The sequence below is a fragment of the Streptomyces sp. NBC_00223 genome (assembly GCF_036199905.1).
Taxonomy (GTDB): domain Bacteria; phylum Actinomycetota; class Actinomycetes; order Streptomycetales; family Streptomycetaceae; genus Actinacidiphila.
In genome coordinates this window covers 3,071,536-3,089,802 of sequence record NZ_CP108109.1, presented here as the reverse complement: position 1 = coordinate 3,089,802, position 18,267 = coordinate 3,071,536, and the positions used below count along the sequence as shown (strand labels likewise).

13 protein-coding genes are annotated in these 18,267 nt (G+C 73.2%); 6 read left to right on the top strand and 7 right to left on the bottom strand.

The genetic code is table 11. From position 1 onward, the window contains the following. Window positions 1–111 precede the first annotated feature (111 nt). From OHA30_RS12855 to OHA30_RS12845, 3 genes are all read right to left on the bottom strand, one after another. On the bottom strand, window positions 112–1,287 hold the full coding sequence (locus tag OHA30_RS12855) for a flavin-containing monooxygenase (protein ID WP_328913960.1): 1,176 nt from the start codon (window positions 1,285–1,287) through the stop codon (window positions 112–114). Window positions 1,288–1,395: 108 nt separating this feature from the next. Beyond that, window positions 1,396–1,647, bottom strand: a complete 252-nt coding sequence (locus OHA30_RS12850) for a hypothetical protein (RefSeq protein WP_328913959.1) — start codon at window positions 1,645–1,647, stop codon at window positions 1,396–1,398. 247 nt (window positions 1,648–1,894) lie between these two features. Continuing rightward, on the bottom strand, window positions 1,895–2,542 hold the full coding sequence (locus OHA30_RS12845) for a TetR/AcrR family transcriptional regulator (protein ID WP_328913958.1): 648 nt from the start codon (window positions 2,540–2,542) through the stop codon (window positions 1,895–1,897). Window positions 2,543–2,825: 283 nt separating this feature from the next. Here OHA30_RS12845 and OHA30_RS12840 point away from each other — a divergent pair, with 283 nt between their 5' ends. Next, window positions 2,826–3,620 carry a VOC family protein gene (locus OHA30_RS12840; protein ID WP_328913957.1) on the top strand — a complete coding sequence of 265 codons (795 nt, stop codon included), beginning with the start codon at window positions 2,826–2,828 and terminating at the stop codon, window positions 3,618–3,620. A 272-nt stretch (window positions 3,621–3,892) separates the two neighbouring features. Beyond that, window positions 3,893–6,304, top strand: a complete 2,412-nt coding sequence (locus OHA30_RS12835) for a serine/threonine-protein kinase (protein ID WP_328913956.1) — start codon at window positions 3,893–3,895, stop codon at window positions 6,302–6,304. Window positions 6,305–6,340: 36 nt separating this feature from the next. Here the strand turns inward: OHA30_RS12835 and OHA30_RS12830 are convergent, their stop codons facing one another. The 3 genes from OHA30_RS12830 to OHA30_RS12820 form a co-directional block, all read right to left on the bottom strand. Next, complete coding sequence (locus OHA30_RS12830; protein WP_328913955.1) at window positions 6,341–7,057, bottom strand: hypothetical protein; 717 nt, start codon at window positions 7,055–7,057, stop codon at window positions 6,341–6,343. 353 nt (window positions 7,058–7,410) lie between these two features. Continuing rightward, entirely contained in the window at window positions 7,411–7,584 is a 174-nt protein-coding gene (locus OHA30_RS12825; RefSeq protein ID WP_328913954.1) for a hypothetical protein, read from the bottom strand. A gap of 195 nt (window positions 7,585–7,779) precedes the next feature. Further along, complete coding sequence (locus OHA30_RS12820) at window positions 7,780–10,716, bottom strand: AfsR/SARP family transcriptional regulator (RefSeq protein WP_328913953.1); 2,937 nt, start codon at window positions 10,714–10,716, stop codon at window positions 7,780–7,782. Between the two features lie 490 nt (window positions 10,717–11,206). On the opposite strand from OHA30_RS12820, the gene OHA30_RS12815 reads away from it, so the two are divergent. From OHA30_RS12815 to OHA30_RS12800, 4 genes are all read left to right on the top strand, one after another. Further along, window positions 11,207–11,968: an AMP-binding protein gene (locus OHA30_RS12815; RefSeq protein WP_328913952.1), complete on the top strand. Its 762-nt coding sequence runs from the start codon at window positions 11,207–11,209 to the stop codon at window positions 11,966–11,968. A gap of 399 nt (window positions 11,969–12,367) precedes the next feature. Then, window positions 12,368–14,944, top strand: a complete 2,577-nt coding sequence (locus tag OHA30_RS12810; RefSeq protein WP_328913951.1) for a bifunctional FO biosynthesis protein CofGH — start codon at window positions 12,368–12,370, stop codon at window positions 14,942–14,944. 455 nt (window positions 14,945–15,399) lie between these two features. Beyond that, window positions 15,400–16,503 carry an ADP-ribosylglycohydrolase family protein gene (locus OHA30_RS12805; RefSeq protein WP_328913950.1) on the top strand — a complete coding sequence of 368 codons (1,104 nt, stop codon included), beginning with the start codon at window positions 15,400–15,402 and terminating at the stop codon, window positions 16,501–16,503. A gap of 133 nt (window positions 16,504–16,636) precedes the next feature. Next, window positions 16,637–17,824 carry an aminotransferase-like domain-containing protein gene (locus OHA30_RS12800; protein WP_328913949.1) on the top strand — a complete coding sequence of 396 codons (1,188 nt, stop codon included), beginning with the start codon at window positions 16,637–16,639 and terminating at the stop codon, window positions 17,822–17,824. Window positions 17,825–17,952: 128 nt separating this feature from the next. Here OHA30_RS12800 and OHA30_RS12795 read toward each other — a convergent pair whose 3' ends face one another. Beyond that, complete coding sequence (locus tag OHA30_RS12795; protein WP_328913948.1) at window positions 17,953–18,162, bottom strand: DUF397 domain-containing protein; 210 nt, start codon at window positions 18,160–18,162, stop codon at window positions 17,953–17,955. Window positions 18,163–18,267 lie beyond the last annotated feature (105 nt).

Below are 18,267 nucleotides of genomic sequence, written 5' to 3'. Positions count from 1 at the left end.
GTCCCCGCGGGCCGTCCCCGCAGGCCGGGCCCGCCCACCGGGCCCGCCCACTGAGCCCGCCCACCGGGCGCACTTACCGGGCGCCGTCGCCGTTCCCGCTCATGGTCCCGCTCACCGGTCGCGCGTGGCAGCCCGGGCGATACGGCGGGCGTCGATCGCCATCTCGCGGATCATCCCGCTGATGGGGTTGGTGAAGCCGGTGAAGTAGAGCCCGGGGGCGCCGGGCGCCGTACGGGGGCCGTGCGCGACCGGGCGGCCGCGTTCGTCCAGGACACCGAGGTGGCCGACCAGCGATTCCAGGCCCCGCCGGTAGCCGGTCGCGGCGACGACGACCTCGGGACTGATCTCGGAGCCGTCGGCGAGCCGCACCTTGTCCCCGTCGAACTCCTCGACGGCGGCCACGGGTTCGACCTGCCGGGACCGTACGGCGTCGATCAGACCGGCGTCCTGCACCGGGATCGCGCCGTCGCGCACCCGCGAGTACAGACCGGTCTTCGGCCGGGGCAGGCCGTACGCCGACAGGTCGGGGACCCCGGCGCGCGCGACGAGGGGTGCCAAGTGGTCCACCAGCCCCGTGGGCAGCCGCCGGCACAGGATGCCGCTGGCCTGCGCGGGCCAGCCGGCCGTGGAGCGGCGCAGGATGTGCGGAGGGGTGCGCACCGAGAGCCGTACCCGGCCCGCGCCGCCCTCCATCAGGTCGACGGCGATCTCGGCGCCGCTGTTGCCCGCCCCGACCACCAGGACGTCGCGCCCGCCGTAGGGGGCGGCGTTGCGGTACACGGAGGCGTGCAGAAGATCACCGGAGAAGGTGTTTCGTCCCTTCCAGTCGGGTATGTACGGCGTGTGGTTGTGGCCCGTGGCCACCACGACCACGGGGGTGGCCAGCACCCGCCCGCCGGTCGCGGGCAGTTCCCAGCCCGCCTCGGCCTTCTCCACCCGGTCCACCTGTATGCCGGTGGCGATCTCCAGGTCATGGTGTTCGGCGTACTGCTCCAGGTAGCGGACGAGGTCGTCCCGTCCGACCCAGCGGCCGTACGCCCGGGGTATGGGCATCCCCGGCAGCGAGGACAGCCGGCGCGTGGTGTGCAGACGCAGCCGGTCGTAGTGCCCGCGCCAGGACGCGCCCAACTGTTCCCCGCGCTCCAGGACGAGTGGGCGCAGCCCCCGCTGCCCGAGCGCCGCCGCCGCGGCCAGCCCACCGGGGCCGGCGCCGATGACGATGGCGTCGGGAGTCGCGGTGGTCGTGGGGACTCGCGAGGCGGCTGCGGTGATGGTGGGGTCGGCCATGGGGAACTCCTGGAGCCTGAAAGGTCATACGAAATAGGGAGGGTGGTGGTACCGGAAGTGGCGGCTCGGCGGAGGGCGAGCGTGGCCCCGGCGGTGGCGGTGGAGCGGTCAGCGGCGCTTGCGCAGCAGGGCGACCGCGCTGAGGGACTGGGTGATCGAGATGACGGACAGCAGGACGTAGAGCACCCGGCGCAGGGTGTCGGGGTGCGACCACCACTGGGCGCTCACCCACACGGGGAGCAGCAGCGCCCAGACCGTGGCGTAGGCACGCAGTTGGGCCGTCGAGGAGTCCGGGCCCGGGGAGAGGAAACGGGACAGGGCGCCGCGCGGTGGCTTGTCGGGGTTCCGGCTGCTCGTCATGCGGGACATGATGCCGGGCCGGGCCGGGTACGTCGCCCGCCGGACCGGACGCGCGGGTGCACGCGGCCGGCGCGGCGGCCGCCGGACGCGCGCCGGGCGCAACCCCGGCGCGCCCCGGACGGCGGACGGATACGGCGACGCGGGCACCTACGACCTCCCCCGAGACCGTGCGGCGCCCGCGTCGGGGCGTGATGGATGTGGCAGGACGGCGAATACGGATCAGGACCGGCGAAGTGGCGCCGTGCGACTACTTCGCCGGCTTCTTGCCGGTCACTCCGAGATGGACGAGCAGCGCCAGGTTCGGTTTCAGATCGGCCTGCTTGACGCCGGTGCCGGTGAAACCTTTCTGGTGCCCGGCCACGGCGGCCAGCATGGCGACCAGCGAACCGGCCACCGCCGGTGCGCTGACCTCCTGGCCGACCTTGCCCTTGCTCTGCAGGTCCTTGATGGACTCGCTGAGAGAGCCGGTGACCGAGTTGAGGATCTTCATGCGGATCTTGTTGAACCGCTTGTCCCCTTCGGCCGCGCCGAGGTCGACGACACGCAGGATGGCGTCGTTCCTGCGCCAGAAGGAGAAGAAGCCGTCGACGAGCTCGTCCGCCGCCTGGGCGCCGGACTTGCCGACCCAGGAGCGCCCGGCGACCAGTTCGGTCAGACCCGCGCCCTCCTTGGCCATTTCGTCGGCGAGCTCCAGGACGGCGCCCTCGACATCGGGAAAGTACTGGTAGAACGTTGCGGGGGAGGTGCCCGCCATCCGGGCGACGTCAATCACCTTGACGTCCCGGTACGGCGACGTGCTGAGCATCTCGCCGAGGCAGTCGAGCAGCTTCTGCCGCGTCGCCTGCCCACGGCGGCCCGCCACACGGCCGTCGACGGTGCGAACTTGTCCTGTCATGCCGTCAGTTTACCGACCCGTGACCAGCGCGCGATTTGGCGGCGTGCAAACGGGGAACTCGATCCTCCACTTGACGAACTGCCAGTTCAGAGCCTCTTTTCCGATTCCCTCCCGGGCCGTGCGCAGCCGCGCCGGATTGCCGCGAATGGGTGATTTGAGTCCGGTCACGCGTGCATGGAAAAATTGACCATATGTTCGAATTGAAGCCCGCGCGGTGGGGAAGATCACTCATTACCGTGGTGGGTGGAGCGTTCATCACGGACGTACGCGAGAGGAGCGGGTCATGTCCGCATTCAGTGAGGGAACCCCCAACTGGGCCGATGTGTCGCTGACCGACCTCGCGGCCGGGCGGCGCTTCTACGGCGAGCTGTTCGGCTGGACCTTCGTGGACCACGGCGAGCGGTTCGGCCATTACACGACGGCGATGCGCGACGGGAAGAACGCGGCGGCGCTGATGGCCAAGATGGACCCTTCGGCGCCCAACGCCTGGAACGTGTACTTCGCGACCCCGGACGGGGCGAGGACGGCGGCGGAGATCAAGGACGCCGGCGGACAGGTGGTCTTCGGCCCCGCCGAAGTCGGCGACTTCGGCGTCATGACCGGCGCCGTCGACCCCGGGGGCGCCTACTTCGGCACCTGGCAGCCGGGACAGCACCGCGGCTTCGACATCACCGACCGGCCCGGCGCCTTCTGCTGGACGGAGAACCTGACGCGGGACCCGGACGCCGTCGACACCTTCTACGACGCCGTCTTCGGCTTCGGCGCCGAGCAGCTCGGCGACGGCGAGCACTTCGACTACAAGGTGTGGTCCCTGCCCGGCGAGCCCGAGAAGAAGATCGCGGGCCGGATGAAGCAGGGCGACGACCTGCCGGCCGACGTCCCCGCCGCCTTCCAGCTCTACTTCGCGGTCGACGACTGCGACGCCGCCGTGGCCGCGGTCCAGCGGCTCGGCGGCACGGTGAGCGGCGAGCCGCAGGACTCGCCCTTCGGCCGCCTCGCCGCCGTCGCCGACGACCAGGGCGCGAGCTTCGTGGTCATCGACCAGCAGCGCAGAATCGGAGCCATACCCGGCCGATAGCGGCACCGGCCACCGCCCGGTAGGCGCACCGGCGGCAGCATCGGCCACCGACCGGCAACCCGTACGGCGCGGCGTGCCACCGCCGCGCAACTGGGGGCGGATGATAGGGAGTTCGCCCTCCGGGTGTGTCGTGGCGGCCCCGGGTTCGCAACCGGAGCCCATCCCAGGAACAATCAGGCCCGTACTCTGGCACGGGAGCCGGCGGGCCGCACGGGGCCGCGGAGCATGGGGAACGGCCGCGACAGCGCGGGGCACGGGGAGGTGGCAGGGCAGTGGTGGAGCAGCTGACGCAGCACGACCCGAGACGGATCGGCCCTTTCGAGGTCCTGGGACGGCTCGGCGCCGGCGGCATGGGGCTGGTCTATCTCGCCCGCTCGGCCTCCGGCCGCCGGGTGGCGATCAAGACGGTCCGCGCCGAGCTCGCCGAGGACCAGTTGTTCCGGGTCCGCTTCACGCGTGAGGTGGAGGCCGCCCGCGCGGTCTCCGGCTTCTACACCGCGGCCGTGGTGGACGCCGACCCGCGCGCCGCCGTGCCGTGGCTGGCCACCGCCTACGTACCCGCGCCCTCGCTCGAAGAGATCGTCAACGAGGCGGGACCGCTGCCCGCCCAGGCCGTACGGTGGCTCGCCGCCGGGATCGCGGAGGCGCTGCAGTCCATCCACGCGGCCGGCCTGGTGCACCGCGACATGAAGCCGTCCAATGTGCTGGTGGTCGAGGACGGGCCGCGGGTGATCGACTTCGGCATCGCCTCCGGCGTCTCCAACACCCGGCTGACGATGACCAACGTCGCCGTCGGCACGCCCGCCTACATGTCGCCCGAGCAGGCCCGCGACTCCCGCAGCGTGCGCGGCGCCAGTGACATCTTCTCGCTGGGCTCCACGCTGGTCTTCGCGGCCACCGGCCACGCGCCCTTCCACGGCGCCAACCCGGTCGAGACGGTCTTCATGCTGCTGCGCGAGGGCCCCGACCTCAACGGACTGCCGCCCGAGCTGCGCCCGCTCATCGAGTCCTGCATGCGGATGGAGGCCGAGCGGCGGCCCACCCCCGCCGACCTCCAGGCGCAGCTGGCCCCCCATCTGTACTCCTCCGGCGGGGACGACACCGGCACGGCCTCGGCATGGCTGCCGCCCGGCGCGGTGGCACTGATAGAGGAGCGGCACCGCGGACGGGCGGCCGCGGTCGCGGCCGGCGGGCGGGGCGCGCACGCCGCGGGCCCCCGAAGCCCCGGCCCGCAGGTCTCCGGCCCCCAGGTGCCGGTGAACGCCCCGCCGCCCCCGCAGTCGCCGCCACCCCGCCCCCAGCAGGCCCCGCGCGGCGCCCCCGCGCCCGGTCGTGACAGCCGGGGCCCGGAGCAGTCCGCGGCCGCCTCCGTACAGCTCGCAGGCTCGGTGCCGATCGGCCCCGGGCTGCGGGTGTCGCAGGCCGCCGACCACAAGGCGACGCCCGGCCCGGCGCCCGGCACCGAGTGGGTGCGGCACCGGGCGGGCACGCACCGCGCCGCCGAACCGGCCCCGGCCGCCCTCCCCACTCAGGGGACGCCCCCGGCCACGCCGGGGGAGTGGCGGCCGTGGCGCTTCCGGATGTCCAACGACGTGTGGGGCACCCCCGTCGTCGCGGGCGGTCTGCTCTATGTGACCTCGTTCGAGGTGCACGCGCTCGACGTGGCCAGCGGACGCCGTCAGTTCAAGACCCGTGACGTCGCCTGGACGATGGCCGTGGCCGACGGCCGGATCCACGCCTCGGACGGCCCGAGCCTGTTCGCGCTGGACGCCACCGACGGCGGCGAGCGCTGGCGTACCGCGACGGACGGCTGGGTGTACGCGGTCCGGGCCGACGCGGGCACGGTGGTCACCGGCACCCGCGGCGGCGGCGTACAGGCGTGGGACGCGGCCCGCGGCGGCCTGCGGTGGGAGCGCGGCGGAGCGCAGACCGAGTTCGAGTCCCCGGACTCCGGGCCGACCGTCGTCGACCGCGCGGTGTACTACCAGGGCGGCGGGCTGCTGCACGCCGTCGACGCGCTGACCGGCGCCGAACTGTGGTCCTACCCCGTGGGCGAGTCGGGAGCGGCGGGTTCCGTGCCGACCAGGCCGGTCGTCGCGGACGGCGTCGTCCACCTCACCGCGGGCACCCGGGTGGTCGCGCTCGACGCCCGCACCGGCCGTGAGCGGTGGCACTTCGACGCTCCCGCGGTGATGTTCGCGCCCCCCGCCCATGTGCCCGGGGCCGGCGCCGCCGGCGGCGGGATCTACGTGGCCGACCACCTCGGCACGGTCTACGCGCTGGACCCCGCGAACGGCCGGGACCGCTGGCGGGTCGCCACCGAGCCGCGGCAGTCAGTGGAGCCGGTGGTGGTCGCCGCGGGCGGTGTGCACCTCGGCGCCGGGAGCGCGCTCTACACGCTGGACGCGGTGACGGGCACCCCGCGGTGGAGGTTCGCCGCCCAGGGCGAGATCGTCGGTTCGCCCGCGGTCGCCGACGGCCGGGTGCACTTCGGCTCCAAGGACCACTGCCTCTACACGGTGGACGCCCAAGGCGGCCAATTGCGCTGGCGGCTGGAGACCGGCGGCGAGATCACCGGTTCGCCGGTCGCGGCCGAGGGCGTGGTCTACGCGTGCTCGAAGGACCGCTGCGTGTACGCGCTGGACGCGGCGAAGGGCACGGGAGCCACCTCGCGCCGCGCCTGAGGCGGCGGGACCGCTCCGAGCGGCGAGGGCCGGCCGTCAGCGTGCGGGCGGCTGCCAGGTGGGCGGCGGCGGAGCGTCCGGCGGCTCCGGGAGCGCTTCCGGCACGGGCTGCGACACGGGACCCGGCGGGTACGGGGGCTCGGACGGCGGCGGCCCGGACGGCAGCGCGTACGGCGCCGGGTCGTACGGCAACTGTTCGTACGGCGCGGTGTCGTCGTACGGCTTCGCGTCGTACGACGACGGTTCGTGGGCCGACGGCTCATACGGTCGCGGTTCGTACGGCGGCCGGTCGGGCGGCGGCGGGTCACCGTAGCGCCGGTCGGGCTCGGTGAGGCGCGGACGGCGGCGCTGCGGCGGCAGGAGGGCGGCTGCCAGGAGGAGCAGCCCGCCCAGGAACGCGAGGCCGAAGCCCTGGCCGAGGCCGTTGCCGCCCGCGGTCAGCGAGCCGGCGTACTGGGCCTGCCTGACCATCCACAGCACGGTGACCCCGAGGACGAGCACCCCGGCCAGCGCCACCGCGAAGCGCGAGCGTGCCAGCACCCCCAGAAGGGTGAGCAGCGCCGCGAAGGCCATGGGCAGGAAGAGGGAGCCGAGCAACGCCGCGTCGTGCGGCGTGACCCCGACATGTGTGAACAGGTCGTCCACCCTGATGTCGGAGCCGTGACGGCCGTCGTACCAGACACGGAAGGGACTCCGGACGGCGGCCGCCGCTCCGGCGAGCGCGAGGAGGGCCCCCAGGATGTTGCGGACCATCGGGTGCCACCGCCTCGGGTCGCTCGCTCGGCCCCCATGTGGCCGACGCTACGCCGGACCCGGCGGCCTTGCCACCGTGAGCGCTCCACCCGGACGACTACCGGGAAAAATCCCAGGTCAGCGGCGCAATGGGCCGCTTCCACACAACTGACCGCGGCGCCCCCTCCGCGCCGCGGTCAGCCTGCCGAGCCCTCCGGGAATCACGCGTGGTCCCCCCCGCTATCCCGGCCCCCTGGGCTCGCCCCCCGTTCCCCCGTTCCCCCTGTTTCCCCCTTGTTCCCCCCGGTTCCCCCCGCGGTCTGCCGGCGTATCCCCCAATACGCCGGCAGAAGTCATGGCCTGACTGTCAGCGGTCAGGGACGCTCGTCGGTGACGTGGAAGTTGTCCGGCTTCACCGTGCCGCCACTGACGTCCCCGAGAAGCCCCTCGGGCAGCTGGCCCGGCTCGCTCGTCACGTGGAAGTTGTCCGGGTCGAGCGGGTTGTCGGTCTTCGGCGGCTTCGGCGGCTTCGGCACATCGGTACTCATGGTGCTCTCCCTGTAAAACGTCGGGGACGTGCTGTCGTGAAGCCCGCCCGGCGGCGACCCCCGTACACCACCGAGCGGGCAGCTCGTGCAGTGATGGAATCGTGGCAGCCGCCGATAATCAACTGATAAACGGGCCCGTTGAGTTGACGGGTACGCGGTCGGACCGCGCCCCGCATCCGCCGCTGACCTGCGGATTTACGTTTGCATCGCAGCGGCGGACGTCGGTTGGTCGCCGAGAAGTTCGCGCACTTCGTCGGCTTCGGGGGCGCCCAGGGCGACGAAGACGCCCAGTGCGTCGTGCCAGCAGGCGTAAGCGCGCACGGTCTGCCCGATGCCCGCGAGCGCCTGTCCGAGGAGCACCAGGTCATTGGCCGTACGCCACTCGCCGCCCGACTCCCGCAGCAGCGGCAGCGCCTGTTCCGCGCACGCGGCGGCCTGCCGCCAGCGCTGCGCGGTCAGATGCGCCTTGGCGAGCCGGTAGAAGGCCATGCCCTCCCACAGTTGCTGCCGGGCGTCACGGAAGATGGTCAGCGCCTCGGTGAGACAGGTGACGGCCTCGTCGAGCCGGTCGGCCGCGGTGAGCGCGGTACCCATGGCGTACAGGCCGTTGCCGAGCCGGAAGCCCGCCCGCAGGTCGCGATATATCTGTACGACCTGTTCGGTGGCCGCCAACGCCGACTCGGTGTCGCCGAGTTCGATCTGCGCGCGCGCCAGGTTGCTCAGCGTCGCCGCCTCGCCGTGCCGGTTGCCGTCCGCGCGGAAGGCTTCGAGGGCGTTGTGCAGATAGTCGGTGCACTCGTCGAAGCGGCGGCCGTAGATCGCGATGATGCCCCGCAGATTCGCCGCGTAGCTGCACGTCATGGCGTCCTCCGCGGCGAGGCCCTGCACCATGGCGAGCTGTGCCTCGGCCTCGGCGTCGCGGAACCGCCCGGACATGCACAGCAGTTGGCCGAGCCAGACCCGGCCGCGGCCCTCGACCAGCAGGTCGCCGCAGTCGTGCGCGGTGCTCACCAGCGCGCGGGTGGCCTGCTCGTACTGCCGGGCGTGGATGCCCGACTCCATCAGGTCCTGCGCGGCGAGCAGCAGGTCGACCGCGCGCCGCATCGGGCCCTCGCAGCCGCCGGCCGCGGCCTGCTGCACGGCCGCCAGCAGCCCCTGCGCCTCGGAGAAGAGCCACTCCAGGGCCTCCTCGCGGCCGCCGAAGTCCAGCCCGGCGTGGGTGGTCGGCGCCAGGTGGTCGAGGACGCGGTCGCCCGGGTTCTCCAGCTCGTACACGCACGCCGCCGACGACAGATAGAAGTCGAGCAGCCGGGAGAGCGCCTGGCAGCGCGCCTGCGGGGTCTCGTCGCGCTCGGCGCACTCCCGCGCGTACAGCCGCAGCAGGTCGTGGAAGCGGTAGCGCGCCGGCGCGGCCGACTCGATGAGGCTGATGTCGACCAGCGCCTCCAGCAGCTCCTCGGTCTCGTACGGGTCCAGGTCGAGGACGGCAGCGGCGGCGGAAAGCGAGATGTCCGGGCCCTCGGGCAGCGACAACAGCCGGAAGGCGCGGGCCTGTTCGGGGGACAGATGGCCGTAGCCGAGGGCGAAGGTGGCCTTCACCGCGAGGTCGCCTGCCCGCAGTTCGTCCAGCCGGCGGCGGTGGTCGGCGAGCTTGCGGGCCAGTACGGAGACGGTCCAGGTGCGGCGGGCGGCGAGCCGGGAGGCGGCGATCCGAATGGCCAGCGGCAGGAAGCCACAGGCGCCCACCACGTCGAGCGCGGCCTGCCGTTCGCTGCTGACCCGCTCCTGGCCGACCACCCGGGTGAAGAGCTGAAGCGCCTCCTCCGGTGACATCACGTCGAGGTCCACCAGGTGCGCGCCGGCCAGGTCGACCATCCGGACCCGGCTGGTGACGAGGGCCGCGCAGCCGGGGGTGCCGGGGAGCAACTGCCGGATCTGCGCGGCGTCGTAGGCGTTGTCGAGCAGGGCGAGCACCCGGCGGCCGTCGACGGTGGAGCGGTAGAGCGCGGCCCGTTCGGCGAGCGAGTCGGGGATGGCCGGGTTCGGTACGCCCAGCGCCCGCAGGAAGGCGCCCAGTACGGCCTCGGGTTCGGCCGGCCGCGGGTCGGTGCCCTGGAGGTCGACGTACAACTGCCCGTCGGGGAAGGCGTCGCGGGCGGCGTGCGCGACATGGACGGCCAGGGTGGTCTTGCCGACGCCGCCGATGCCCGCGACCGCGGAGACCGCCATGACGCCGCTGCCGCGCGAGGCCTCGGTGAGCTGCTCGGTCAGTTCGCGGACGAAGTCGGCGCGGCCGGTGAAGTCCGAGACGGTGGCGGGCAGTTGCGCGGGACGGGCGATCTCCCCGCCCATCGCGGTCCCGGCGGGCGCGGCGAGGCCCGGGTCGGCCTCCAGGATGCGCTGGTGGAGTTCGCTGAGCTCGGGCGAGGGGTCGATGCCGAGGTCCTCGGCGAGCAGACGGCGGGTGTCGGCGTAGACCCCGAGGGCCTCCGCCTGCCGTCCGCTGCGGTAGAGCGCCAGCATCAGCAGGGCGCGCAGCCGCTCGCGCAGGGGGTGTTCGGCCGACAGGGCGGTGAGTTCGGAGACGGTCTCGGCGTGCGCGCCCAGCTCCAGATCGAGGTCGACGCGGGTCTCGATGAGGCCGAGGTGCCACTCCGTCAGCCGTACCCGCTGCGTCTCGGCGTACGGGCCCGGCAGTCCGGCCAGCGGTTCGCCGTGCCACAACTCCAGGGCGGAGGCGAGCAGTTCGCGGGCCTGTCCTGGATCGGTGGCGCGTACCTTCTCGGCCTCCGCGGCGAGCCGTTCGACCACGGCGCTGTCCAGCGCGTCGGTGCCCACCCGCAGGGCGTAGCCGCCGGAGTCGGTGATCAGCGCCTCCGGGCCGAGCGCCTTGCGCAGCCGGAAGGCGTACGAACGCAGCGCGGCGAGCGCGGTGTTGGGCGGACTCTCGCCCCACACGGCGTCAAGGAGCTCCGACGCGGTCGCCGTACGTCCGCCGCGCAGCAGCAACGCGGCGAGCAGGGCGCGCTGTTGCGGCGCGCCGGTGACGATCGGCTCGTCGTCGCGCCAGGCACGTACCGGGCCGAGGACCGCGAACCGCAGGCCACCGCCCGGCTCCGTCCTGGTTTGCATCTCTGCCCCCTGAACCGCCCGCGAGCCGGGCCTTCCCCGGGCCCGGCTCTCCGCGCGTATATCTATCGTTCATCGCTGGACGGAACAGTTGTCCGCATGGCACGTGGAGCCGAGGGTTCGGCCCCGTCCGTGTCAGTTTGCCGTGTCGGGCCGCCGGGGTCACCCCGTGCATGGTCCCGATCCGGCCTCGCGGCAAAAGTTGGGCTGAATTTGAGGTTCCGTCTGTGCGTGCGCGGAGGTTGTGCTGTGTGGGGATGGTTCGTACCAGTGGGCGTTCTGCGACAGGGCGGGTGACGGGACCCTCATGTGTACTCAGTGCACGGCCTATTCACCCGATTCTTCGGTTTCAGGGGATTTCACCGGGGAAAGTATGGAATTGTTCGAGGCGGCGCCCTGGCGGTGGGGGCCGCGGCGGACACATACGGCTCCGGAGGCGCGACCGGCGGCGGGGGTGCGGCCCGTCGCGGCCGCACCCGCCGGGACGGCTGTGGTGAGCCGGGACGGCGGCAGGCCCGGCGGGACCGGACGCGGTGGCGGCGGCCCCCGCGCCACGCCCGGCGATGTCGGCCGGCTGCCCGGACCGATGCTGCGCCACCGCGCGGAGCGCCGTCCGAGCGGTGTGCCCGCGCTGCCGTACGGGGGCGCGGAGGCGAGCGGTACGGGCGGGTGCAGCTTCGGCGAGCTGGACCGGCGGGCCAGGGCGGTGGCGTCCCGGCTCGGCGCCCAACTCCAGCCCGGCAGCCGGGTCATGCTGGCGTACCCGCAGGGTCCCGACCTCGCGGGCGCGTTCTTCGGCTGCCTGTACGCGGGCATGGCCGCGGTGCCGCTGGTGCTGCCCGCGCCCGGCGCCACGGAGCAGGTGGCCCGCGCGGTGCGCCGCTGCGACCCGGCCCTGGTGCTGACCGGCGCCGACACCTGGACCCCGCTCGCCGTCGACCGCAGCCGTACGCAGGTCCTGGAGGCGGACGGGGACCGGGTCTGCGGCGAGCCCGTGTGGCGGCTGGCCCAGCAGTGGAGCCCGGTCGGCGTACTGCGCAGCGCCCCCGCGTACCACCGCTACCACGACGACGGCGCGGTCGGCGGCCGACTGGAACCGGCCATGTCCCACGCCGACCTCGCCGAGGTCACCGGCGAACTCGCCCAGGCGATCCGGCTCGGCACGGACGAGGAGAACGTGGGATGGATCGCGGCGGTGCACGGGGTGGAGGACGCGGTCTGGCGCGTACTGCTGTCGGTCCGGATCTCGGGATGACGTTCGGGGGCGGCCGCGGGCCGGGCGGGGGACGCTGAGCCGCCGGGGCTTGCGAGCGGCGGCCGCCGGACCGGCAGGAAGGCGGCGGACCCCCCGGACACGAGCGCGACGGACGCCGGGCGCTCCGGGCGGGCGCGCGCGGTGAGCCGGGGCGGCGCGACCGCCGCCGCGCACCCCTTTCCGCCGCGCGCACCCCTTTCCGCCGCGCGTACGCCGTCACTCAGCGCGCACGGGCGCAAAAACTCGCACGCCGTCAAGCGCCGCCCGACTACGCGCAGTTCCTCCGGCGTCCTATTCCTCGTCCGGGCCGATCGCCGGGTGATATTGCCGACAGTTCACGGACCCGGCTCATTGTCCGCGGCTCCCCGCATTGTCCGTGCCGCCGCATATCCTCGGAGAATGACCTTGTCGCAGCCCACCGCCAATGCCATGCGACGCGCCCTGCACCGCGCGGAGGAAGGCGTCGCCCTCGACACCGGCGAGGCCGCGGTGCTGCTCCGGGCCCGCGGCGCCGACCTGACGAGACTCGCGGAGACCGCCGCCCGGGTACGCGACGCGGGCCTGGAAGCCGCCCGCCGGCCCGGCGTCATCACCTATTCCCGCAAGGTCTTCATTCCGCTGACCCGACTGTGCCGCGACAAGTGTCATTACTGCACTTTCGTCACCGTGCCCGGCAAGCTGCGCCGCGCCGGTCATGGGATGTTCCTATCGCCCGACGAAGTGCTGGACATCGCCAGGCGAGGTGCGGAAATGGGCTGCAAGGAAGCCCTGTTCACGCTCGGCGACCGCCCCGAGGACCGCTGGCCCGAGGCCCGCGAGTGGCTGAACGCGCACGGGTACGACGACACGCTCGCCTATGTGCGCGCGATGTCGATCCGCGTCCTGGAGGAGACCGGACTGCTGCCGCACCTCAACCCCGGGGTGCTCGGCTGGACCGACCTCCAGCGGCTCAAGCCCGTCGCCCCCTCCATGGGCATGATGCTGGAGACCACCGCCACCCGGCTGTGGTCGGAGCCCGGCGCCCCGCACTACGGCTCGCCCGACAAGGAACCCGCCGTCCGGCTGCGGGTCCTGGAGGACGCCGGCCGCTCCAACGTGCCCTTCACCACCGGCATCCTCATCGGCATCGGCGAGACCCACGAGGAGCGCGCCGACTCGCTCTTCGCCATCCGCCGCACCGCCCGCCGCTACCACGGCGTCCAGGAAGTCATCATCCAGAACTTCCGCGCCAAGCCCGACACCGCGATGCGCGGCATGCCCGACGCCGAACTGGAGGAGCTGGCCGCGACCATCGCGGTCGCCCGGGTCGTGCTCGGCCCCGCCGCCCGTATCCAGGCCCCGCCCAACCTGGTCGACGGCGAGTACGACCGCTTCATCGCGGCCGGCATCGACGACTGGGGCGGCGTCTCGCCGCTCACCCCCGACCATGTCAACCCCGAACGCCCCTGGCCGCAGATCGACGACCTCGCCGCCCGTACCGCCGCCGCGGGCTTCACGCTCAAGGAACGCCTCACCATCTACCCCGAGTTCGTCCAGCGCGGCGAACCCTGGCTCGACCCCCGGCTGCTCCCGCACGTCCGCGCGCTCGCCGACCCGTACACCGGCCTCGCCCGGGAGGACGTGCGCCCGCGCGGTCTGCCCTGGCAGGAGCCCGAGGACACCTTCCCGGCCGCCGCGGGCCGCACCGACCTGCACCGCACGATCGACACCGAGGGGCGTACGGCCGACCGCAGGGACGACTTCGACGAGGTCTACGGCGACTGGGCCGAGCTGCGCGAGCAGGCCGCGCCCGGCCTTGTCCCCGACCGGGTGGACGCAGACATCAAATCGGCCCTGTCCACGGCCGCCGACGACCCCGCCAGGCTCACCGACGCCGAAGCGCTCGCCCTGCTGCACGCCGACGGCCCGGCGCTGGACGCGCTCACCCGGATCGCCGACGACCTGCGGCGCGCGGTGGTCGGCGACGAGGTGACGTACATCGTCACCCGCAACATCAACTTCACCAACGTCTGCTACACCGGCTGCCGTTTCTGCGCCTTCGCGCAGCGCCGCACCGACGCGGACGCGTTCACCCTCTCGCTCGACCAGGTCGCCGACCGGGTCGAGCAGGCGTGGGAGGTCGGCGCGACCGAGGTGTGCATGCAGGGCGGCATCCACCCCGACCTGCCGGGCACCGCGTACTTCGACATCGCCAAGGCGGTCAAGGCCCGCGTTCCCGGCATGCATCTGCACGCCTTCTCGCCGATGGAGGTCGTCAACGGCGCCACCCGTACCGGCATGTCCATCCGCGACTGGCTGACCGCCGCCAAGGAGGCGGGCCTGGACTCCATCCCCGGCACCGCCGCCGAGATCCTGGACGACGAGGTGCGCTGGGTCCTCACCAAGGGCAAACTGCCCACCGCCACCTGGGTCGAGGTCGTCACCACCGCCCATGAGCTGGGCATCCGTTCCTCGTCCACCATGATGTACGGCCATGTCGACCAGCCCCACCACTGGCTCGGCCATCTGCGGCTGCTCGCCGAGATCCAGCAACGCACGGGCGGCTTCACCGAGTTCGTCACCCTGCCCTTCATCCACACCAACGCGCCCGTCTACCTCGCGGGGATCGCCCGCCCGGGGCCGACCACCCGCGACAACCGCGCGGTCACCGCGATGGCCCGTCTGCTGCTGCACCCGCACATCACCAACATCCAGACCAGTTGGGTGAAGCTCGGCACCGAGGGCGCCGCCGACATGCTGCGCTCGGGCGCCAACGACCTGGGCGGCACCCTGATGGAGGAGACCATCTCCCGCATGGCGGGGTCGAGTTACGGCTCCTACCGCTCGATCCGCGACCTGGTGGCCATCGCCGAGGCCGCCGGTCGTCCCTCCCGACAGCGCACCACCCTCTACGGCGAGGTCCCGGCCGAGCGCGTCGCCGCGGGCCTGGCCTCGGACGGCCATCTGCCCGAACTGCTGCCCCTCCTGGGCGACTGAGCGGCGGGGTCGTCCGGCCTGCTGCCCGCCCGCGGTGGGGACCGGGACCGCGCGGCCGCACCCGCCGGACACCGGCAGCGGAAGCGGCCGTTCAGGACGTTCTACAGACTCATGTCCGTCTACCGGGAGCGCCGCCACGAGGCGAAATCGGCGTCCTGGGCACCGCGCGCGCCGTGCGCGCGCTCGTCCGCCGGGAGGGGCCCGAGGCGCAGCCGCAGACCGACGTACCGCCCCGGGGCCCGCCGCCCGACCTCGCGCAGACCTCCGAGGACCCCGAGCCCATGAGCCCCCGCGCCGTCCTCGGCGAATCCCCGCCATCCGGCCGATGCGGCCGAATCGCCCTGATCACGGACAACCCTCGCCTACCCCGCAGCCCCCTTCCGCTCCCGGATTCCTCGGATATCGTGCTGGGCGCAGAACAGGTTCGGATCGGGGCATGATCGAAGGGGACCGCTTTGACCGCTGTCTGGGGACGTGCGCAACAGCAGGACTTCCGCAGCCGCGTCCGGGGCTGTCTGCTCGGTGGCGCGATCGGCGACGCCCTGGGCGCGGGCGTGGAGTTCGAGTCCTTCGACGCCATACAGCACCGCCACGGCGCGGACGGAGTCACGGACTACGTACCGGCGTACGGCAGGCGCGGCGCGGTCACCGACGACACCCAGCTGACCCTGTTCACGGTGGAGGGGCTGATACGCGCCCAGGTCCGCCGGGACACCGGCGCCTGGCACCCGCCGACCGACATCCACCGCGCCTACCGCCGCTGGGCGGTCACCCAGAGCGAGTGGGGGCCGGACGAGCGCCGCAAGGACACCGGGTGGTTGTCCCGCGAGGAATGGCTGTACGCCCGCCGCGCGCCCGGCGAGGCATGCCTGAGCGGGCTGTCCGACGATCGTATGGGCACTCTGGAGGAGCCCAAGAACCCCGGCTCCAAGGGCTGCGGCACGGTGATGCGTTCGGCGCCCTTCGGGCTGCTCGTCGGCTGGGAGCCCCAGCTCGTCTTCCAGCTCGCGGTCGAGTGCGCCGCGCAGACCCACGGCCACCCCACCGGGCAGCTCGCGGCCGGCGCGTTCGCGGTCATCGTGCACGGACTGGCCCGCGGTGAGGCGCTCGACGGCTCCGTACAGCACGCGCTGGCCCTGCTCGGCGCCCGCCCCGGCCACCAGGAGACCACGGACGCGCTCCAGAGCGCCCTGGGCGCCGTACGGCAGGGCATGCCGTCACCGCAGCGGGTCGAGGCGCTGGGGCAGGGGTGGACGGCGGAGGAGGCGCTGGCGATCGGCGTCTACTGCGCCCTGGTCGCCGAGGACGTGCGCCACGGTCTGCTGCTGGCCGTCAACCACTCCGGCGACAGCGACTCCACGGGCTCGGTCTGCGGCAATCTGCTGGGCGTCCAGCACGGCGAGACGGCGCTGCCGCCGGCCTGGATCGCGGAGCTGGAGGGGCGCAGCACGATCCTCCAACTCGCGGACGACTTCGCGATGGAGATGACGCAGGCCCCCGCGCTGCACGGCCCGGCGGGCGCGAGCCCGGCCTGGCTCGACCGCTATCCGGCGGCCTGAGCCGGGTTCGGCGGCCCTATTCGGGCGTTCATCCGGCGGCCCGACCCGGGGATTCGGCGGCCCGGCGGCCCGGGGCCGACCGAATGCCGGAAAGTACCTGCACACACCAACGATTTTTCGTAGGCTGCCGGGCATGACGACGATCCGTGGGGAACTGCCGGGACTTGCCGCACGCGCGCGCTCCGTGGGCGCCTCCCCGGTACGCGAGATCCTGGCGCTCACCGCACGCCCCGAGGTGATCTCGTTCGCCGGCGGACTGCCCGCGCCCGAACTCTTCGACGCCGAGGGCATACGGGAGGCGTACGACCGGGTGCTCGCCGAGCGGCCCCGCACGGTCCTCCAGTACTCCACGACCGAGGGCGATCCGGCGCTGCGGTCGGCGGTGGCCGCGCGGCTGACCGGCCGGGGACTGCCGACCGAGGCTGACGACCTGCTGGTGACCGGCGGTTCGCAGCAGGGGCTCGCGCTGGTCGCGACCGCGCTGATCGAACCCGGGGACGTGGTGCTGGTCGAGAACCCGACCTACCTCGCCGCCCTCCAGTGCTTCGGCTTCGCGGGCGCCCGGGTGGTCCCGGTGCCGACCGACGCCGACGGGGTGATCCCGGAGGCGCTGGAGGAACTGGTGCTGCGCGAGCGCCCGAAGCTGCTCTACCTCGTCCCCAACTTCCAGAACCCCACCGGCCGTACGCTCACGCTCGCCCGCCGCCGCGCGGTCGCCGAGGTGGCCGGCCGGCACGGGCTGTGGATCGCCGAGGACGACCCCTACGGCGAGCTGCGCTTCGAGGGGGCCTACGAGCCGTGGATCGCCGGGCAGGCGCCGGCCGGGGACCGTACGGTGCTGCTCGGCAGCTTCTCCAAGGTGATGGCGCCCGGGATGCGTCTGGGCTGGCTGCGGGCCCCGGCCGGGCTGCTGCGGGCGTGTGTGATCGCCAAGCAGGCGGCGGATCTGCACACCTCCACCGTCGACCAGGCCGCGGCGGCCCGTTATCTCGCGGACCGCGACCTGGACGCGCATCTGGCCCGGGTCCGTACGGCCTACCGCGACCGGCGCGACGCGCTGCTCGCCGGGCTGCCGGACGCGCTTCCCACGGGCAGCACCTGGAACCGTCCCGAGGGCGGCATGTTCGTATGGGTCCGGCTGCCCGAAGACCACGACGCCACCGAGCTGTTGCGGACGGCCATCACGTACGACGTCGCCTATGTGCCCGGCGCGCCCTTCTACGCCACCGCGCCCGATCCGGCGACGCTGCGGATGTCGTTCACCACGCACACCCCGGCGGAGATCACCGAAGGGCTCGCGCGGCTCGCCAAGGTCTTCTGACAGGGGTGAGCCCTCTCGGCCAGGACGGCGGCCAGTCGAGAGGGCCCTGGTGCGGGGTGAACCACGCATACGCGGAACCCGGTCAGAGCTCGTTCACGCGTGGATTCCCGCGGTGTTCAGCGGGATCGTCAGCGCAGGTCGAACGCGCCCCGGTCCACGTCGGTGACGAAGGACGCCCAGGCCTCGGGCGCGAAGGTGAGGACCGGACCCTGCGGGTCCTTGGAGTCGCGGACGACCACCGACTCGACGGCCGGGGACTTCACTTCGACACAGGCTCCGTTTCCGGTGGACCGCGACGACTTCGTCCACGCGGGTGTGCTGCCCAGCTTGATTGCCATCTCTGCTCCGGTCTGTGCTGGTGACGCGGCGCGGTGTACGCCATTGCCTGACCCGATCGACGCTACTCGCCACCCTCATGGAGCAGTGAGGGCGTTCACCCGACC